Source organism: Paenibacillus sediminis (assembly GCF_017873765.1).
GTDB classification, from domain to species: Bacteria; Bacillota; Bacilli; order Paenibacillales; family Paenibacillaceae; genus Paenibacillus_AG; species Paenibacillus_AG sediminis.
In genome coordinates, this window is the sequence record NZ_JAGGKP010000002.1 from 302399 (window position 1) to 318863 (window position 16465).

A 16465-nucleotide genomic window follows, 5' to 3' on the forward strand; every position below is an offset into this window, starting at 1 on the left:
TCACCACTGGGAGGGAATTTCGATGACAGCAATAAATTTGCAAGATACTACCACGTTACACAATGGCGTTAAAATGCCTTGGTTTGGAATCGGTGTCTTTAAAGTAGAAGAAGGCTCTGAGCTCGTAAAGGCCGTAAAAGCAGCCATCAAACACGGTTATCGGAGTATCGATACTGCTGCTATTTACGAGAATGAGAAGAGCGTCGGACAAGCGATTCACGAAGCACTGACTGAAAATAAACTTTCTAGAGAAGACCTCTTCGTGACCTCGAAAGTATGGAATGCTGATCTTGGATACGAATCCACACTCGCAGCCTATGAGACAAGCTTGAATAAGCTTGGCTTGGATTATCTCGATTTATACCTTATTCACTGGCCGGTAAAAGGTAAATATAAACAGGCTTGGAGAGCGCTGGAGACGTTATATAAAGAAGGCCGCGTAAAGGCAATTGGAGTAAGCAACTTCCAAATCCATCATCTTGAAGACGTCATGAAAGATGCCGAAATTAAACCGATGGTTAATCAAGTTGAGTACCATCCATATTTAACTCAAACCGAATTGCTCGCATTCTGTAAAGAACAAGGCATTCAAATGGAGGCTTGGTCCCCGCTTATGCAGGGCCAACTACTGGATAACCCAGTTCTCAAAGAAATTGCCGACAAACACGGTAAATCCGTTGCTCAAGTCATTCTTCGCTGGGACTTGCAGCATGGTGTCGTAACAATCCCGAAATCGACTAAAGAGCATCGAATTATCGAAAATGCCTCTGTGTTTGACTTTGAATTAACAAATGAAGAGGTTGCCCGCATTGACGAATTGAATCAGAATCACCGTGTTGGTCCAGATCCAGACAATTTTGATTTCTAAATAGAAGTGATGTGAAACAAGGCGCCATTCCTTTTAGCTCATGAAAGGGATCGGCGCCTTGTTTTTTTTTGCATACATACATAATTCAACGTAGGCAAACACCCTATTCATTCTTCCTGAATATGATGGGTTAGAGCATTGTGAAAAGGAGTGTGTTCTATGATCGGAAAAGACCGTCACTATTTTGCACGCGGCAATACCGCGCGCGGCGTTCACTTTCTATATGATTCGGCATTTCAAGGATTGAACAAACTATTCTTACTCGAAGGATTCCCAGGAACCGGAAAATCAACCATGATGAGCCGTTTAGCGGATGAAATGCTGGGTCAAGGGTGTAACGTCAATCTGTTCCATTCCCCCATAAACCCCGATGAGATTGATGCTGTCATCAATACCGATCTGAACATCGGTATTGCCGATGGGCAATATTGCGAGGGCTTATCGTCCCTGAGCGATGTAGAGATCGTCCGTATTGATTTGGGTGGAGCGGTCGATATGAATCAATTGTCCGAAAATACTCAGAAGGAGCTTGAAGCTTTACACAGCTTGCTTGTAGAGTCTTATTCGAAAGCCTACGACACATTTGCCACAGCACTGCGAATCCATGATGAATGGGAGAGCATATACATCGACCAAATGGATTTCCATGAAGCGAACCAAGTCGGTCAGGAGCTTATCAATTCTTTGTTCGGCAACTATACGCTGGATAAAGAATCCATTGTTCGCCACCTCTTTTTCGGAGCTGCCACACCAAGAGGAGCCGTTGACCATATCCAGACGCTGACGGCAGACCTCGAGAAGCGGATCTTCATCAAAGGCCGTCCCGGTTCCGGCAAATCAACCATGCTCAAACGGATCGCCGCCACTGCCGAGGCAAGAGGTTTTGACGTTCAAGTCTTCCACTGCGGCTTCGACCCAAACAGCCTTGACATGCTGATCTTTCCAGAGCTTAGCCTCGCTATCTTCGACAGCACTGCGCCTCATGAATATTTCCCGAACAGAACCGGCGACCACATCGTCGATATGTATGAGCTCGCTGTACAGCCGGGAACCGATGAGCGGTTTGCCTCTGATATCCTGCATATTCAGCAAAGATATTCACAGAAAATGAAAGAAGCCACTTCATACTTAGGCGAAGCACAAGAGATTGATTCCCGCATTAAATCACATTACATGGCCATTACAGATTTCACCTTTGTCAATCATTTGTATAGAGAGCTGCAAAGTGAACTCAATCATTTAATAACCCACACTCGGCAAGAAGCTTAACCTCCCGGGTGACCGCAAATAAGGACTTCTGCAGTATTCTTGCAGAAGTCCTTATCATTAAACACGCGTCTTTCTTCACTCAAGATCTGCTTTCTTTTGATCATTCGGTGGAATCCTGAGAAACATTGAGATCACGAAGGATACCATCAGCAGACTGAAAGGCACGGCACTGACCAAAATTTTAAAAGTCGCTTCTGGGTTAGGTCCAGGATTGGTGCCGCTGACATAGCCGAACAGCATGCCGACAATCCAAAAGGAAAGCGCCGAAATGAGTCCGCTGGAACGGGTAATAAACCCGGCGACGGCCGTATATATCCCTTCCCTTCTGCGTCCAGTTTTTAAAGTATCACGGTCGATAATTTGTCCGCTAATTACGGCAGGTGTAACAAGAAAACCTGAAAGTCCGAAACCTGCAATCGCACCCGCTGCAATACCGCTGCCAAGATCTTTGGCAAACCATAACGGAATAACCGAAAGCCCATAGAAGGCGAGAGCAAGACGCCATCCCTTTACCCCTCCAAGCTTGCGGACAACCCAATACCACACTGCCACAAGCGGAATAACGGAAACAAAAATGGATGCAAGAAGAATAGATACCTGTGATTCGGGCACTTTCAAAACGTACTTGGCATAGAAAGGAATGATAGAACCGAGAAGTCCGTTTACTGTTTGGGCGAATGAATTGGCAATATTAAATATCCAAAACTCCTTGTTTTTAAGCGTTTCGCGGAATGCCTCCATAAATTTAAGAGGCGCTTCCTGATGAATGTCCTCCTTTTCCCTTACATACAACATGCAAATCGACATAAACAAAGCGAAAGCGAGACCGAACAACAAGGCCATATTACGGAACCCATACGCGGTAAATAGGATAGGCGTCAATGCGGAAGCAATGAGGAGAGCAATAATTTGAAAAACTTGTTGTATCGCCGAAGCTTTGGCACGAGGCCTGTCACCCCTGAACAGCTCTGGAAACAAGGCACCGTAATTTACCCACAGCACAGTAGATACCGTTTCATACAGCATTAACGCAATAAGAAACCATGTAAATAGTTGCATACCTTCTATTCCTTCAGGAACAGCGAACACCATCACGAAACTGCAAATAAATAACGGCATGGCAGCAATAATCCATGGCCTGCGCCTTCCAAAGCGGGTTCTTGTCATGTCCGAGAGATAGCCAAATATCGGTTGATCGAGCGCATCCCATATTAAATAAATGGTTCGAGCTAAGGTAGCAAGACCGACGGCTAGACCAAGCTTCTCTACGTAATAATAACTGTAATAACTACTAAAGGCCTGCACAGGGATCATCATGGCCAGCATACCCATGGCATATCCTACTGGTGAATTCAAATGCTTTTCTCTCATTGATCATTCTCCTCCACATGGCAGAGCTTTCTATCAATATATGCATTTGAACATTCATCCAAGTACTCTGATACCAAGAACCCCTTGCTCAGAATTCGTAGCCCCTAACCTTCGAGAAAATATTGATATTCGCCAATTCGCCTGTTTCTTCTCGGCTGATACTTCGCAGCACCCCTTCCAGCGTATACCCTGCTCGTTTGGCGACCCTGGTGCTGGATATGTTACGGCTGTTGCAGCGTATTTCGATCCGGTTCGCTTCTAAATGAGTGATTGCAAAATTCGTAATCCCGTTCACTGCTTCTGTCATATAGCCCTGACCCGATCTGGATGTTCTAACCCAATATCCAATTTCAAAATGACGTATATCCCAATTAATGCGATGAAGTCCGCTGCTTCCTACAAACTCCCCTGTATGCTTATCAAATAAATGCAAAACGAGATCCGTCCGTGCTAAGAAATCAAGTCTCGCTTTCCTTACATAGGCTTCCGACTCATCCACTGAAGGTACCGTTCTTGCAAACGGCAACCAAGGACGCAGTTCATCTACACTTTCCCGAATGGCTTCATTAATGATCGCTCCGTCTCCCCACTGCGGGGCACGAATGATTAGACGATTCGTCTCAAACTCCTCGGGAAATGATATTAAAATCGGATTAATGCTCATACTCTGCCCCTCCTATATGTCCATATATTTCCAATATGCTATCATAAATAAAACTGCTAACTCAAGTAACTGTTATCAAATTAAAAAGGCGTACCCATATACATGGATACGCCTTTAACCTATCAAAGGGTTATTTATTGTGCTTTTTTGATTTGTTTGCTTCGCAGCTGTCCGCAGGCAGCATCGATATCGGTTCCGTGCTCCAGACGAACGCTGACGCTAACGTCTTGTTTTTTGAGCGTGTCATAGAACGCCAGGATCGAAGCCTGCTCGCTTCTCTGATATTGACTATGTTCATCGACAGGATTGTATGGAATCAAGTTCACATTTACGAGATCGCGTCTCGTACCGATCAGCTCAGCAAGCTCCAGTGCATGCTCCTTACGGTCATTGACATCCTTCAGAAGGATATATTCGAGTGTAATCCGGCGATTTGTTTTGTTCAAATAGTAATCGATCGCTGGCATTAATTTCTCAAGCGGAATGGCACGGTTGATTTTCATGATCCGTGTTCGAAGCTCGTTGTTTGGCGCATGCAAGGAGATCGCCAGGTTCACTCCTAAATCGGAATCCGCGAATTCAACAATTTTGTCAGCAAGACCGCTTGTCGATACGGTAATATGTCTTGGACCAATAGCCAATCCTTTATGATCTTTAACAACCCGTATGAAGTTTGCCATATTCTCAAAATTATCAAACGGCTCGCCAATACCCATCACAACAATATGACTTACTCTTTCACCTTTGCCCGCTTTGTCTAGATGGAGCTGAACCTTCATGATTTGCTCCACAATTTCGCCGCTTAATAAATCACGACTCTTCTTCAGCAGCCCGCTCGCACAAAAACTGCATCCGATGTTGCATCCTACTTGGGTAGTAACACAAACCGACAAACCGAATTTATGGCGCATTAATACGGTCTCGATCAGATTGCCATCCTGCAGCTTGAACAGAAACTTAATCGTTCCATCCACGGATTCTTGTTTAACATATTCGCTCATCGTTTCGATCGCAAAGTGATCGGAAAGCAATTGAACGCAATCCTGATTGACATCGGTCATCTCCGGGAAGCCCGCTACCCGCTTCCGATAAAGGTAGTCCCAGACCTGTGCGGCCCGTGACTTTTTATGACCGCGTTCCTCAAGCCACGCCGCCAGTTGGTCAAGTGTTAGTCCATATATAGAAGCTTTATTATTCATTCGTAGTCCTCTTCCTATTCTGCTTAAATCTTAAGCTTACAATCTGGTTATTATTTTCCCAAAATTCGTGTCTGAAAACAAGTGGAGTTAATCGTTAATTCTCTTACATTACAATATTGCATCATTGCCCTGGGTAAAATTCCCTTAATATCCTTCGACATAAATTTACACTATTCTATTGAATTCGACAAAAAAATCTGTTAATTTAATAGGAATATTATTTTAAATTAAAAACGTTTTAAATCTTTAAAAAAATTACAAAACTCGCACAATAAAACTTCATAGGAGGTTCTTTATGCAAACAAATGTAAACAGACAAAACATTGTGGACAGTGTCCCGCAAAAAGGTTTTTTTGGACATCCTAAAGGATTATTCACCCTTTTCTTCACTGAGTTTTGGGAGCGTTTTTCTTATTATGGGATGAGAGCAATTCTTGTTTTTTACATGTACTATGAAGTTTCAAAAGGCGGACTGGGCCTGGATCAAAATACCGCTCTTGCCATTATGTCTATCTATGGATCATTAGTATATATGTCCGGCATTATTGGCGGCTGGTTAGCTGATAGAATATTCGGAACTTCAAAAGCGATATTTTACGGTGGAATATTAATTATGTTCGGCCATCTCGCTCTAGCTATTCCTGGCAGCGTCACTCTGTTCTTTGTTTCTATGATATTGATCGTGCTTGGTACAGGCCTCCTGAAACCTAACGTTTCCAGCATCGTAGGTGAAATTTACAGCGAAGAGGACCGCCGCCGCGATTCAGGATTCAGCATTTTCTATATGGGGATTAACCTTGGCGGATTCCTCTCTCCATTAGTTGTAGGTACGATTCAAACCAAATTTAATTTCCACTATGGATTTGGTGTTGCCGCAATCGGTATGTTCTTAGGATTAGCTGTTTATGTTATTACGAAGAAAAAAAATCTTGGCATTGCCGGCACGTACGTTGCAAATCCTCTAAAACCAGATGAAAAGAAAAAAGTATTCACGATGATTGGTTTAGGTATTGCTGTTATCGCTGTATTAATCGCGGTTACGATTCCAGCGGGTGTGCTTACATTTAACAGTTTTATTGATCTTGTAGGTTTTCTCGGAATTATCATTCCAACCCTCTACTTCGTTGTCATGTATCGCAGCCGTAAAACTACCGAAGTAGAACGTTCACGAATCATTGCTTATATCCCGTTGTTTATCGCTTCTGTTATGTTCTGGGCGATCGAAGAGCAAGGATCAACCATCCTGGCTAGTTATGCCGATCAACGTACACAATTAGACTTTGCAGGAATTCATATTTCGCCAGCATGGTTCCAATCGCTCAACCCGTTATTTATTATTGTGTGTGCTCCGATCATTGCCTGGGTATGGGTAAAACTAGGAAATCGTCAGCCGTCCGTTCCGCAAAAATTCTCTTTAGGATTATTGTTTGCCGGCTTATCATTTATTGTTATTCTTCTGCCAGCATACTTGGGCGGAGAACATTCACTTGTAAACCCGTTATGGCTTGTGCTTAGTTATTTCATCGTCGTCATTGGAGAATTATGCTTATCTCCTGTAGGACTCTCAGCGACTACCAAGCTGGCGCCTGCTGCTTTCTCCGCGCAAACGATGAGTCTATGGTTCTTATCTAGCGCTGCAGCTCAAGCACTCAATGCGCAAATTGTGAAGTTCTATACGCCTGAGACCGAAATGGCTTACTTCGGAATCATTGGAGGAGCATCCATCATTCTTAGTTTGATTCTCTTCGCAATATCTCCTAAAATTCAACACCTTATGAAGGGCATCAATTAATAATATATAGTGCGCAACGTTAACTCTTTCTATCCTATGAAATCCTAAATTTAAGGACTTTCATAGGATATTTTTTTATTTCATTTTTCTCAAATAAAGACGATAATTAAACAGAAAAGAAATATTTGGAATTAAACCCTTAGTTTGAAAAATGAGGAGAGTTAACGCATGCGCAAACGTTCTGCCATTATTAGTTTCATTTGTGTTGTCATCGCGGCTATTGCTATAGGAGCATTTTGGGGGATATCAACTCAAGGCATCCCTCAACGAACGCAGCCTGCAAGCCTTCAAGGCGTATCTACTTCATATGGCTTTTCCCTGCAGCTGGAACCTGATCGCCGCACCGTAAAAGGAACGATGGACGTTCTTGCTCAGAACACAAGCAAAGATACGCTGGATGCCATTTATTTTCACCTGTATCCCAACACGTTCCGCGACAGCAAGAAGCTATCAGGGGTGAACTGGACATATGTCCTTGGGGATTACAAAGAGGATGGCTGGATTGATATTTCTAATGTCAAGAAAGAAGAAGCAAACGCTTCGTATCACGTGAACGACTCAATCTTGAAGATCGACGCCCCGAACTGGAAACCAGGAGATACGGTGCATGTGTCGCTTGATTTTAACCTTCATATTCCTGTCAATAGTTCAAGGCTGTCGCTGGACGAACATATCGTATATTTAGGGAATTTCCTTCCGATTCGTGCAGTGTATGATCAAAATGGATGGAACCTAGACCCTTATTATCCGATGGGCGATCCTTTCTACAGCGAAACATCAGATTATAAGTTGCACGTGTCCATTCCAAAAGACTTGCAGCTTGCCACTTCAGGTACGGATGGCGAACAGGCAGGAACAGTGAAGGGAAAATTTCGGTCCTTTGACGTAGAAGCGAAAAAGGTTCGCGATTTCGCCATGGTCGTAATGGACTCTGAGTACGAACATAAGACGGATAAAGTCGGAGATGTGACCGTTCGCTCCTGGTATCGGAAGACGGATAATCAGTTTGCGGCAACATCCCTGCATATCACAGCGGTACAGTCGGTGGACTTCTATTCGAAATTGTGGGGTAAATATCCTTATCCAGAATACGATGTCATTCGAACAAGCGGATTCTTCGGCGGAATGGAGTACCCGGGGCTTGTATACATTCAAGGAAATGTGTACGGTAACGCAAATGACCCTATAGGTGCTTTAGATGTCGCACACGAAACGGGGCATCAATGGTGGTACAGTCTTGTTGGAAATAATGAAGTTACAGAGCCGTGGATAGATGAAAGCTTGACCCAATATGCAACGCTGCGGTATCTTCGGTCCTACAATTCCTCGTTCTATGATGAATATCTTGCTCGAATCCGCCAAGGCGAAATTATAGCCAAAACGTTCGAGAAGGACGGAGTTGGTGTCGGCTCTTCCGTCGATCAGTTCCCGAACTGGAGCTCATATGCAAAGCTTGTCTACAATAAAGGCGCTGATATGTTCGTAAGGCTCGGTGAAGCTGTAGGCGACGATAAAATGGATGCTGCGCTCAAGAAATATTTCGAGACATTCGAGTATAAGAACGCTACCAGCTCTGATCTCATCAATGCGTTCGCTGCGGAGCTCGGACCAGAGGTCAAGTCTTATTTTCAATCTTGGTTAAACGGCGGAACAGCGGAATTTAAGGGTGCGGTGAAATAACCAATTTTACCTCACTATGCACGAAAATGAGCCCCTCTCTTCTTCGGTTCCGAATGCTAAATATCATTTGATTACTTTTCTAATAGGGAGAGTTAGAGCATGAAATATGACGTGATTGTCGTTGGTGCAGGACTTGCAGGGTTAGTAGCAACAACAGAACTCGCAGATGCAGGGAAGAAAGTGCTCCTGATAGATCAAGAACCAGAAGCTTCATTAGGCGGTCAAGCATGGTGGTCGTTTGGCGGGTTATTTCTTGTCAATTCGCCCGAGCAGCGAAGAATGGGGATCAAGGATTCCCTTGAGCTTGCGTGGCAGGACTGGTTAGGATCAGCAGGGTTTGACAGGCAGGAAGATGAGGACTATTGGGGCAGAAAATGGGCTGAAGCCTATGTCAACTTCGCTGCTGGCGAGAAACGTGAATGGCTGTATTCCTTAGGTATACGCTTCTTCCCAGTGGTCGGCTGGGCGGAGCGCGGCGGTTATCTTGCTGAAGGACACGGCAATTCCGTTCCTCGGTTTCACATCGTATGGGGAACAGGCCCCGGAATCGTCAAACCGTTCGAAACCAAAATGCGTAAAGCGATAGAAAATAGTCTTGTCGACTATCGTCCGCGTCATCGTGTGAACGAATTAATTATGGACAATAACGCGGTCATTGGGGTAAGAGGCGAAGTGCTCATTCCTAGCAGCGCCGCCCGAGGTGAGGCAAGCAGCCGAGATGTTATAGGAGACTTTGAGTTCCATGCACAGGCCGTAGTGGTGACTAGCGGCGGTATTGGCGGCAATCACGAGCTGATTAGACAAAACTGGCCCTCCCGGCTTGGTGAAGCACCCAAAAATATGATTTCCGGTGTACCGGAGCATGTGGATGGACGAATGCTCACGATCACTGAGAAGGCAGGCGGGCGAATCGTAAATAAAGACCGCATGTGGCACTATACGGAAGGCATTAAGAATTGGGACCCTGTCTGGGCTAAGCATGGTATCCGTATATTACCCGGTCCCTCGTCCGTTTGGCTGGATGCGACTGGGAACCGTTTCCCTGCGCCGAACTTTCCGGGGTTCGACACTTTAGGAACGCTTGAAGCGATTCAGAAGACGGGGTACGACTATTCGTGGTTTATTTTGACGCAGAAAATCATTGAGAAAGAGTTCGCTCTATCAGGTTCTGAGCAAAATCCGGATTTAACAGGCAAGAGTCTCAAAAAGGTATTATCACGAATCTTGCCCGGCCCGACATCACCTGTTAAAGCATTTATGGATAAAGGTGAAGATTTTATCATTGCGGATACACTGCCTGAACTCGTGGCAAGAATGAACAAGCTTACAGGACACAACCTGCTTAATCTTGCGGATATCGAGCGGCAAATTGTTGCAAGGGACCGAGAGTTGGACAACGCCTTTACTAAAGATTTGCAAATTACCGCATTGCGCAGCGCTCGAAAGTACATCGGGGACAAACTAATAAGAGTTGCTTCGCCCCACAAAATTCTCGACCCATCGAAGGGACCATTAATCGCCGTTCGCTTAAATATTGTCAGCCGGAAGACGCTTGGCGGGCTGCAAACCGATTTATCAGGCCGCGTCCTAGACTCAGCCGGAAATCCTGTGCCCGGACTGTATGCTGCTGGAGAAGTTTCAGGGTTTGGCGGAGGTGGAATGCATGGCTATCGCTCACTCGAAGGAACATTCTTAGGAGGTTGTCTCTTCACAGGAAGGCAAGCTGGCCGTTCTCTTGCAGAAGAATTGAAGTAAAACTAAAACTTACATAAACATAGAATAGGTGATCTCTCTTACATGAAAACCTTGCTTCGTTTTGCATATTTGCAGGCTCTTTCCTGCATATTTCCTGTGGTCATCTTTGCAACTTTAGCTCTGTCCAAGCTGGTAACTATTCCACTCTTGCCCCGATATGACTTCATTCTGCTTGTTTGTTTAATTACCCAGATATTCATGCTGGTGTTTAAATTAGAAACCTTTGATGAGCTCAAGGTCATCTGCATGTTTCATGTCATTGGACTCGCTTTAGAGCTTTATAAAGTTCACATGGGCTCTTGGTCATACCCGGATGCAGGCTACAGTAAGCTGTTTGGTGTTCCGCTGTACAGCGGCTTTATGTATGCGAGTGTGGCAAGCTATATTTGCCAAGCCTGGCGGCGAATGCAGCTGCAAATTACAGGATGGCCAAGACCGTTTTGGGCGGTCATCATTAGCGTACTGATTTATTTAAATTTCTTTACTCATCATTATCTGTTTGATGCAAGATGGCTTCTGACAATTTTTCTTTTTCCGATCTTCTTTAAGACGACGGTGCACTATAAGGTGAATCAGAAAACTTTTAAAATGCCGATTATTCTCTCATTTCTACTCATTGGGTTCTTTATCTGGATTGCCGAGAACATTAGTACATTCTTTGGCGCTTGGCAGTATCCAGACCAACAAACGTCTTGGTCGCCCGTCCATCTAGGTAAAATCAGCTCGTGGTTCCTTCTTGTCATTATTAGTGTCATTATTGTTGCTCAGCTAAAAAGGGTGAAAGATCATATAAGTGCGGACGATATAGATTTGGCTCGGGGTGAAGGACTACGCGGAAATAGCTAGCCCAATAAAGGGCTAGCTATTTCTTTTTGACCACTAGACGTTACTGCCGGTCATCACGAAGTCTGACAAGACGAGCAGAATATCAATCGTATTGTTCGTATTTAATAGGTTGTCTAGAAGTAGAGTTGAAATGACAATTAGCCTTCTACTAGCATGATGCTTGGGAAATTTTCTACGTGCTAACTGTTCTTTTCCATTACTTTTATAATAAAGCCCTTGAAAATATCAGCATAAAACTAAATAATATGAAACATATCTTATTTGTCGGCTCTGCATCATAGTAGACAGAAGAAAGGTGAAATATACAGCATGGAACTATCTCATAGTATTGATAGAAAACAAGCAGTCAAAGAACCGTTCCCAGTCTCCATATTATCTCTTACGGTAGGCGCCTTTGCGATTGGAATGACCGAATTTGTCATTATGGGTCTCCTGCCTAATGTCGCTAATGATCTGCATGTCAGCATCCCGACCGCAGGACAACTCATTACGATGTACGCCCTTGGGGTAGCCATCGGCGCTCCCATCATGACGATCCTTACCAACCGAATCCCGCAAAAGATGCTACTGTGTCTGCTCATGGGTCTCTTTATTCTCGGTAACGGAATCTCTGTATTCGCTCCGAACTATACCGTTCTGATGATAGCTCGCATGATTACAGCATTGACTCATGGAACGTTCTTTGGGGTTGGAGCTGTCATCGCCTCCAATCTTGTACGCCCGGACAAGCGTGCAGGGGCCGTGTCGATCATGATGGCTGGGTTAACCATTGCCAATATTATCGGTGTTCCTTTTGGTACATTTATCGGACAACACTTGGGATGGAGAGCTTCTTTTGGTACGATTGCCATCATGGGAATCGTGGCACTCATCGGCATACTGATCTTCATTCCGCAAATCAAACAAGACAAACCGTCCAGTGTGATACGGCAGATCATCGCTCTTGTTCAGCCCAAGCTGCTGCTATATCTGCTGATCGGGGCACTAGGCAATGCCAGTTTATTTACCGTATTTACTTACATTACTCCAATGCTCGAGCAAGTAACTGGTTTTGCCGAACATAGTGTAACGTGGATTCTAGTATTATTCGGCTGTGGTGTGACGATTGGTAATATCGTTGGGGGAAAGCTTGCAGACTGGAAGCTGATGCCCTCTATACTTGGGCTTTACTTAGGGATATGCGTCATCCTTACCATCTTCACCTTTACAGTTCATAATCCAATCGCTGCCGTATTGACTATCTTCCTGTGGGGAGCCGCTTCCTTCGCGGTCATGCCGGGACTTCAAGTACGAATTATGAGCTTGGCCCAAGCGGCTCCAGCCCTTGCCTCTACTTCCAGTCATTCAGCCGGTAATCTTGGAAATGCAACTGGAGCCTTCATTGGGGGCTGGGTCATCACCCATCTCGCGATAACGTCGCTCCCTTGGGTGGGAGCCCTAATTGTAGGGCTCGGTCTGTTGTTAGCCGTTGCAAGCTATGTTGTGGAGCGTAAGCACGCTGCGGTGTGATTGTATTTATATTGATTAGCAAACAGCCCCGGCTTCAATACGAACTGGGGCTGTTTGTTGTTTTAATATATCATACAGAGAATATATAACATTTAAAACTGTTAACAACAAGTTTTATAGATACCCACGATCCATCAAAGTCTTGTGTACAGGAAAAGCTTGAATAAATTTTCTCAAAGCATCATTGGTTGCTTTTATCTCTTTTTCAGTTAACATTTTCTCAATCAAATCATAAACTTTTTCTTCAATTATCTTGACTTTCTCCGCGATTTTCTCCCCTTTTTTAGTCAATCGCAGCAAAACAAATCTTGAATCTTCTGGATGAATAATTTTCTCTATTAATTCATCTTTAACCATGCGCTCAACTAATCTTGACGGACTTCCTGTCTCACAAATAAGCAGACTTCCCAAATCCTTTAGAGATAATGGCTGCTGAGTTTCAATAACTCTGATTGCCTCTGCTTGGGAAGAGGAAATTCCCGTTTCCTTCAGAAGTTCATTTAACATACGGTTCCCTTGCCGTTATACGGCTAGAATGAGATACCGGAGCTTCTCAGCTTCTTTGGTAGCTGTATTCAAATCGTTTCCTCCTTGATGTTATCCAATAATTTGAGGATGTATATCAGGATCATGATTTGCTAAGGTAATCAGACAATCCTCTCTCTCCGAAAACCCCCTTACCCAATCCAACGAACGTTGTGCATCAATTTTATTCGTTTTAACTCCAGGCAAAATACTTTCTGTGAACGATCTTGCTGCATACCCTACATCACTAGCCAACAATACCCATCCTCTAACCGTTTGAACTAACACAGAACACTGGCCTGAGCTGTGTCCCGGTGTATAAACCATGTAGACCGAACCATCCTGAAAAAGATCCAATCCTAACTTATACGGTCCGTGCGGGATTTGTTTAAGCTCAAAAGGAGTCATATTTACACCATTCCACATTGATTTTACATAACCAAGCTCACGATGTGCCGCCTCCCACTCCGGTTGGCTTACGAGTATTTTCTTCGCTTGAGTGACATGTTTAATCCCGCTGACATGATCAGAGTGTAAGTGAGTCATCAAAACATAGTCTATTTCGCTCGGCTCTATGCCGTAAGCGGTCAACTGCTCATGCACTGCTTTTCCTTCGGGTAATCGTCCCTTAAACATAGATGAAGCAAACAACCCAAGATGATTTCTTTGATTATTCCTTACTTCTTCATGCCATCCAGTATCTACTAAAATCATTCCTTTTGGATGTTCAATTAAGTAAGTAGAAACGGGAACCCAGCACTTTTTTCTATTCGGTCTTAACCACCCTGTATAGGGAATTGGATGCAGTGATTTTTCTTCAAACGCCAAAGCTTTATCAATATAAACTTCGCCAGTATGCCAGACATGAACTCTCGGATGGGTCATATGATATTCCTCTTTTCTACAACACATTAAATGACACGTCATTTATTTATACAATAGATGACATGGAATTTAATGTCAATATCAGACTGGAAGTGTGGAATGTTACTGCAGGATTCGGTATTTTTATATCCAAGTATAGAAAAAACCAATCACCGGTCTCCCGGGATTGGCTTAGCGGCTTGTCCAGCGGATCTTTCGAGGATCCAAACTAGCCCCCCTACTGCAACGCAGGAGATAGCCGCCATGATGGCGGACCCGCCGGCATGAAGCAGCAGCACAGGAACCCATATTAACCCGAGCGAACGATGCACGGTGCGCATCCACTTGTTACGAACCTTGTTAATGAAGAAACCGTAGCCGACAATCGCCAGTAGAATGACAAAGCTCGCGAGACCGGTGTAAATTTTGTGATCATGGAGCTTGGTAATTAAAAAATAAATACCGTGAACCACGATGAGAATCAAGGTCGCCGAGCCCAGCAGCTTATGTACGGAGTATAAAATCTTCCCAGCTTTCCGCACCAGCATCGACGGCGATTTGAGCTTCTTCTTGAACCAGAACCAAGAGAAGGTGGCCGCCCCAAGGAATACGGCAATGGTTCCCAAAGTCGTGAACATTTCCCCGCCTTCCTCGCGCCCTTCTCCGCCGGGAGGACGTCCCCTGCCCCCTGGGGGCAGACCGTGTGCGCCCCCTTGGACCGAAGATGTGTAAACATAGTAAGTCACGAGCAGCGCAGCTACCACCGCTGCAATCATTGCTGGAATCCAAACCGTCTTTTTCGTTTTCATGAATTTTACCTCTCATAAGAGATTTGGTTTTATTGTATCCTCACAAGATTAAAACAAAATGAACGTAAGCTGAAAGTTAGTTGAAAAAATCAGGGATTATTTTATCGCGACACCTGCCCTATTTAATAAAAATTTTAGAATTGTTTTAGAAATGGTTTAGAACGGATTTATTGGGAGTTTAGAACAGGGGGGTAAGATGTATCTATGGAAGCCGAGAGGACATTCCAAACAATAAAAGGCACGGACGGTCGCAGAAGCCAAACTGGTTCGATGCCAAATCCTAAGGAGGAAACGATATGAAGAAGAAATTAGCAATGATGGGAGTAGGAGCGGTGGCAGGCAGTATGCTGCTGATGTCATCGGTTTACGCGGGAGTAGGGGAAGCGCCGGGGTACAATGCTTATAAATCGGCCATCAAGAATACAGCCGCGGTAAAGAATGTTACAGAGAGGATGAACTTATCCATAGAGGATAACGGGAAAGTACTGCTGCAAGTGAACTCCACAGGTAAGACTAATAAAGAGGCTCATACAGGCAGCGCCGATATTACCTTAAAAGGCGAAGCGACGGAGCAAAGCTTCCAAATCTACCACCAAGAAGATAAAACAATCATCAAGACAGACCTCTCTGACACCTATCAGATCATTGAGCCGGACAAAGCAGAACGTGACATGTTGAAGAAACATAAAGATCACATAGAGCAGTTCGATCCAGCCATGGCTAAAGATATGGAAAATGTCATTGATGAGCTGGCAGGCAATCTCAAAAACTATGTCACGCTGAAAGAAGAAAGTAAGACTAAGGAAGTTGAAATGCATTTAACAGGAACCCAAATCCCTGCTGTAGCCAATGCGATCGGCTCGCTGTTCATTAAAGCAAGCGGACGCGATCACGGCGAGGAGATGAATCTCAGTTCTACCCTTGGTGTCAATGTAAACAATATTAAAGATAGTCTTCCAAAACTAACAGACGATATCAAAATCGACTCCGTTAACCTGGATGCAACGGTGAATGCGGACAACCGAATCACGAATCAAACCGCTGCAATCGAAATTAGCGGAAAAGACAGAGGCGGCACCGCGCATCATGTGATAGTGAAAGTAGATTTGGGCTTGTCCGAATTTAATAACACGACGCCGGATACCGTCAATCTGACTGGCAAGAAAGTGGAAAACGTGAAGCCATTCATGCCATAAGCGTGGAAAAGCTGGCATATGGAGTAAAGCAAGCTTAGCAACAAAATGTGGAGGGCGCCTCCCTGTCAAACGAACACAGGCGCTCTCGTATTTTCAAAAAATGAAAAGGAGACTGCCC

At 44.4% G+C, this 16465-nt stretch carries 14 protein-coding genes; 8 read left to right on the top strand and 6 right to left on the bottom strand.

What is annotated here, in order from left to right; all coding sequences use genetic code 11:
- The first annotated feature begins 22 nt into the window (after positions 1 to 22).
- Positions 23 to 868, top strand: a complete 846-nt coding sequence (locus tag J2Z20_RS08535; protein ID WP_209848114.1) for an aldo/keto reductase — start codon at positions 23 to 25, stop codon at positions 866 to 868.
- 159 nt (positions 869 to 1027) lie between these two features.
- Positions 1028 to 2137, top strand: coding sequence for a PRK06851 family protein (locus tag J2Z20_RS08540; protein ID WP_209848116.1), 1110 nt, complete (start codon positions 1028 to 1030; stop codon positions 2135 to 2137).
- 75 nt (positions 2138 to 2212) lie between these two features.
- Here the strand turns inward: J2Z20_RS08540 and J2Z20_RS08545 are convergent, their stop codons facing one another.
- The 3 genes from J2Z20_RS08545 to rlmN form a co-directional block, all read right to left on the bottom strand.
- Positions 2213 to 3508 carry an MFS transporter gene (locus tag J2Z20_RS08545; protein ID WP_209848119.1) on the bottom strand — a complete coding sequence of 432 codons (1296 nt, stop codon included), beginning with the start codon at positions 3506 to 3508 and terminating at the stop codon, positions 2213 to 2215.
- A gap of 88 nt (positions 3509 to 3596) precedes the next feature.
- Positions 3597 to 4172, bottom strand: coding sequence for a GNAT family N-acetyltransferase (locus tag J2Z20_RS08550; RefSeq protein ID WP_209848122.1), 576 nt, complete (start codon positions 4170 to 4172; stop codon positions 3597 to 3599).
- Between the two features lie 134 nt (positions 4173 to 4306).
- Positions 4307 to 5371: a dual-specificity RNA methyltransferase RlmN gene (gene rlmN, locus J2Z20_RS08555; protein WP_209848126.1), complete on the bottom strand. Its 1065-nt coding sequence runs from the start codon at positions 5369 to 5371 to the stop codon at positions 4307 to 4309.
- Positions 5372 to 5666: 295 nt separating this feature from the next.
- On the opposite strand from rlmN, the gene J2Z20_RS08560 reads away from it, so the two are divergent.
- The 5 genes from J2Z20_RS08560 to J2Z20_RS08580 all read left to right on the top strand — a co-directional run bounded on the left by J2Z20_RS08560 (position 5667) and on the right by J2Z20_RS08580 (position 12953).
- Positions 5667 to 7163 (top strand): peptide MFS transporter, encoded by a 1497-nt coding sequence (locus J2Z20_RS08560; protein WP_209848130.1) that lies wholly within the window; start codon positions 5667 to 5669, stop codon positions 7161 to 7163.
- Positions 7164 to 7331: 168 nt separating this feature from the next.
- Complete coding sequence (locus J2Z20_RS08565; RefSeq protein WP_209848133.1) at positions 7332 to 8843, top strand: M1 family metallopeptidase; 1512 nt, start codon at positions 7332 to 7334, stop codon at positions 8841 to 8843.
- 99 nt (positions 8844 to 8942) lie between these two features.
- Positions 8943 to 10598 (top strand): FAD-binding dehydrogenase, encoded by a 1656-nt coding sequence (locus J2Z20_RS08570; RefSeq protein WP_209848136.1) that lies wholly within the window; start codon positions 8943 to 8945, stop codon positions 10596 to 10598.
- 42 nt (positions 10599 to 10640) lie between these two features.
- Positions 10641 to 11444 (top strand): DUF817 domain-containing protein, encoded by an 804-nt coding sequence (locus J2Z20_RS08575; RefSeq protein ID WP_209848139.1) that lies wholly within the window; start codon positions 10641 to 10643, stop codon positions 11442 to 11444.
- A 309-nt stretch (positions 11445 to 11753) separates the two neighbouring features.
- The gene (locus tag J2Z20_RS08580; RefSeq protein WP_209848142.1) at positions 11754 to 12953 is read left to right on the top strand and encodes an MFS transporter; all 1200 of its coding nucleotides are present in this window, start codon (positions 11754 to 11756) and stop codon (positions 12951 to 12953) included.
- Between the two features lie 114 nt (positions 12954 to 13067).
- On the opposite strand, the gene J2Z20_RS08585 is transcribed toward J2Z20_RS08580, so the two are convergent.
- The 3 genes from J2Z20_RS08585 to J2Z20_RS08595 all read right to left on the bottom strand — a co-directional run bounded on the left by J2Z20_RS08585 (position 13068) and on the right by J2Z20_RS08595 (position 15151).
- On the bottom strand, positions 13068 to 13460 hold the full coding sequence (locus J2Z20_RS08585; RefSeq protein WP_209848145.1) for a MarR family winged helix-turn-helix transcriptional regulator: 393 nt from the start codon (positions 13458 to 13460) through the stop codon (positions 13068 to 13070).
- A 90-nt stretch (positions 13461 to 13550) separates the two neighbouring features.
- Entirely contained in the window at positions 13551 to 14363 is an 813-nt protein-coding gene (locus tag J2Z20_RS08590; protein ID WP_209848149.1) for an N-acyl homoserine lactonase family protein, read from the bottom strand.
- Between the two features lie 149 nt (positions 14364 to 14512).
- Positions 14513 to 15151, bottom strand: a complete 639-nt coding sequence (locus tag J2Z20_RS08595) for a hypothetical protein (protein WP_209848152.1) — start codon at positions 15149 to 15151, stop codon at positions 14513 to 14515.
- 296 nt (positions 15152 to 15447) lie between these two features.
- Here J2Z20_RS08595 and J2Z20_RS08600 point away from each other — a divergent pair, with 296 nt between their 5' ends.
- Positions 15448 to 16347 (top strand): hypothetical protein, encoded by a 900-nt coding sequence (locus tag J2Z20_RS08600; RefSeq protein ID WP_209848154.1) that lies wholly within the window; start codon positions 15448 to 15450, stop codon positions 16345 to 16347.
- The last annotated feature ends 118 nt before the right edge of the window (positions 16348 to 16465 follow it).

Excerpts from the sequence above, each read along its gene's own strand:
- J2Z20_RS08535 (WP_209848114.1), top strand. The coding sequence starts at position 23 with ATGACAGCAATAAATTTGCAAGATACTACCACGTTACACAATGGCGTT.
- J2Z20_RS08540 (WP_209848116.1), top strand. The coding sequence starts at position 1,028 with ATGATCGGAAAAGACCGTCACTATTTTGCACGCGGCAATACCGCGCGC.
- J2Z20_RS08545 (WP_209848119.1), bottom strand. The coding sequence starts at position 3,508 with ATGAGAGAAAAGCATTTGAATTCACCAGTAGGATATGCCATGGGTATG.
- J2Z20_RS08550 (WP_209848122.1), bottom strand. The coding sequence starts at position 4,172 with ATGAGCATTAATCCGATTTTAATATCATTTCCCGAGGAGTTTGAGACG.
- rlmN (WP_209848126.1), bottom strand. The coding sequence starts at position 5,371 with ATGAATAATAAAGCTTCTATATATGGACTAACACTTGACCAACTGGCG.
- J2Z20_RS08560 (WP_209848130.1), top strand. The coding sequence starts at position 5,667 with ATGCAAACAAATGTAAACAGACAAAACATTGTGGACAGTGTCCCGCAA.
- J2Z20_RS08565 (WP_209848133.1), top strand. The coding sequence starts at position 7,332 with ATGCGCAAACGTTCTGCCATTATTAGTTTCATTTGTGTTGTCATCGCG.
- J2Z20_RS08570 (WP_209848136.1), top strand. The coding sequence starts at position 8,943 with ATGAAATATGACGTGATTGTCGTTGGTGCAGGACTTGCAGGGTTAGTA.
- J2Z20_RS08575 (WP_209848139.1), top strand. The coding sequence starts at position 10,641 with ATGAAAACCTTGCTTCGTTTTGCATATTTGCAGGCTCTTTCCTGCATA.
- J2Z20_RS08580 (WP_209848142.1), top strand. The coding sequence starts at position 11,754 with ATGGAACTATCTCATAGTATTGATAGAAAACAAGCAGTCAAAGAACCG.
- J2Z20_RS08585 (WP_209848145.1), bottom strand. The coding sequence starts at position 13,460 with ATGTTAAATGAACTTCTGAAGGAAACGGGAATTTCCTCTTCCCAAGCA.
- J2Z20_RS08590 (WP_209848149.1), bottom strand. The coding sequence starts at position 14,363 with ATGACCCATCCGAGAGTTCATGTCTGGCATACTGGCGAAGTTTATATT.
- J2Z20_RS08595 (WP_209848152.1), bottom strand. The coding sequence starts at position 15,151 with ATGAAAACGAAAAAGACGGTTTGGATTCCAGCAATGATTGCAGCGGTG.
- J2Z20_RS08600 (WP_209848154.1), top strand. The coding sequence starts at position 15,448 with ATGAAGAAGAAATTAGCAATGATGGGAGTAGGAGCGGTGGCAGGCAGT.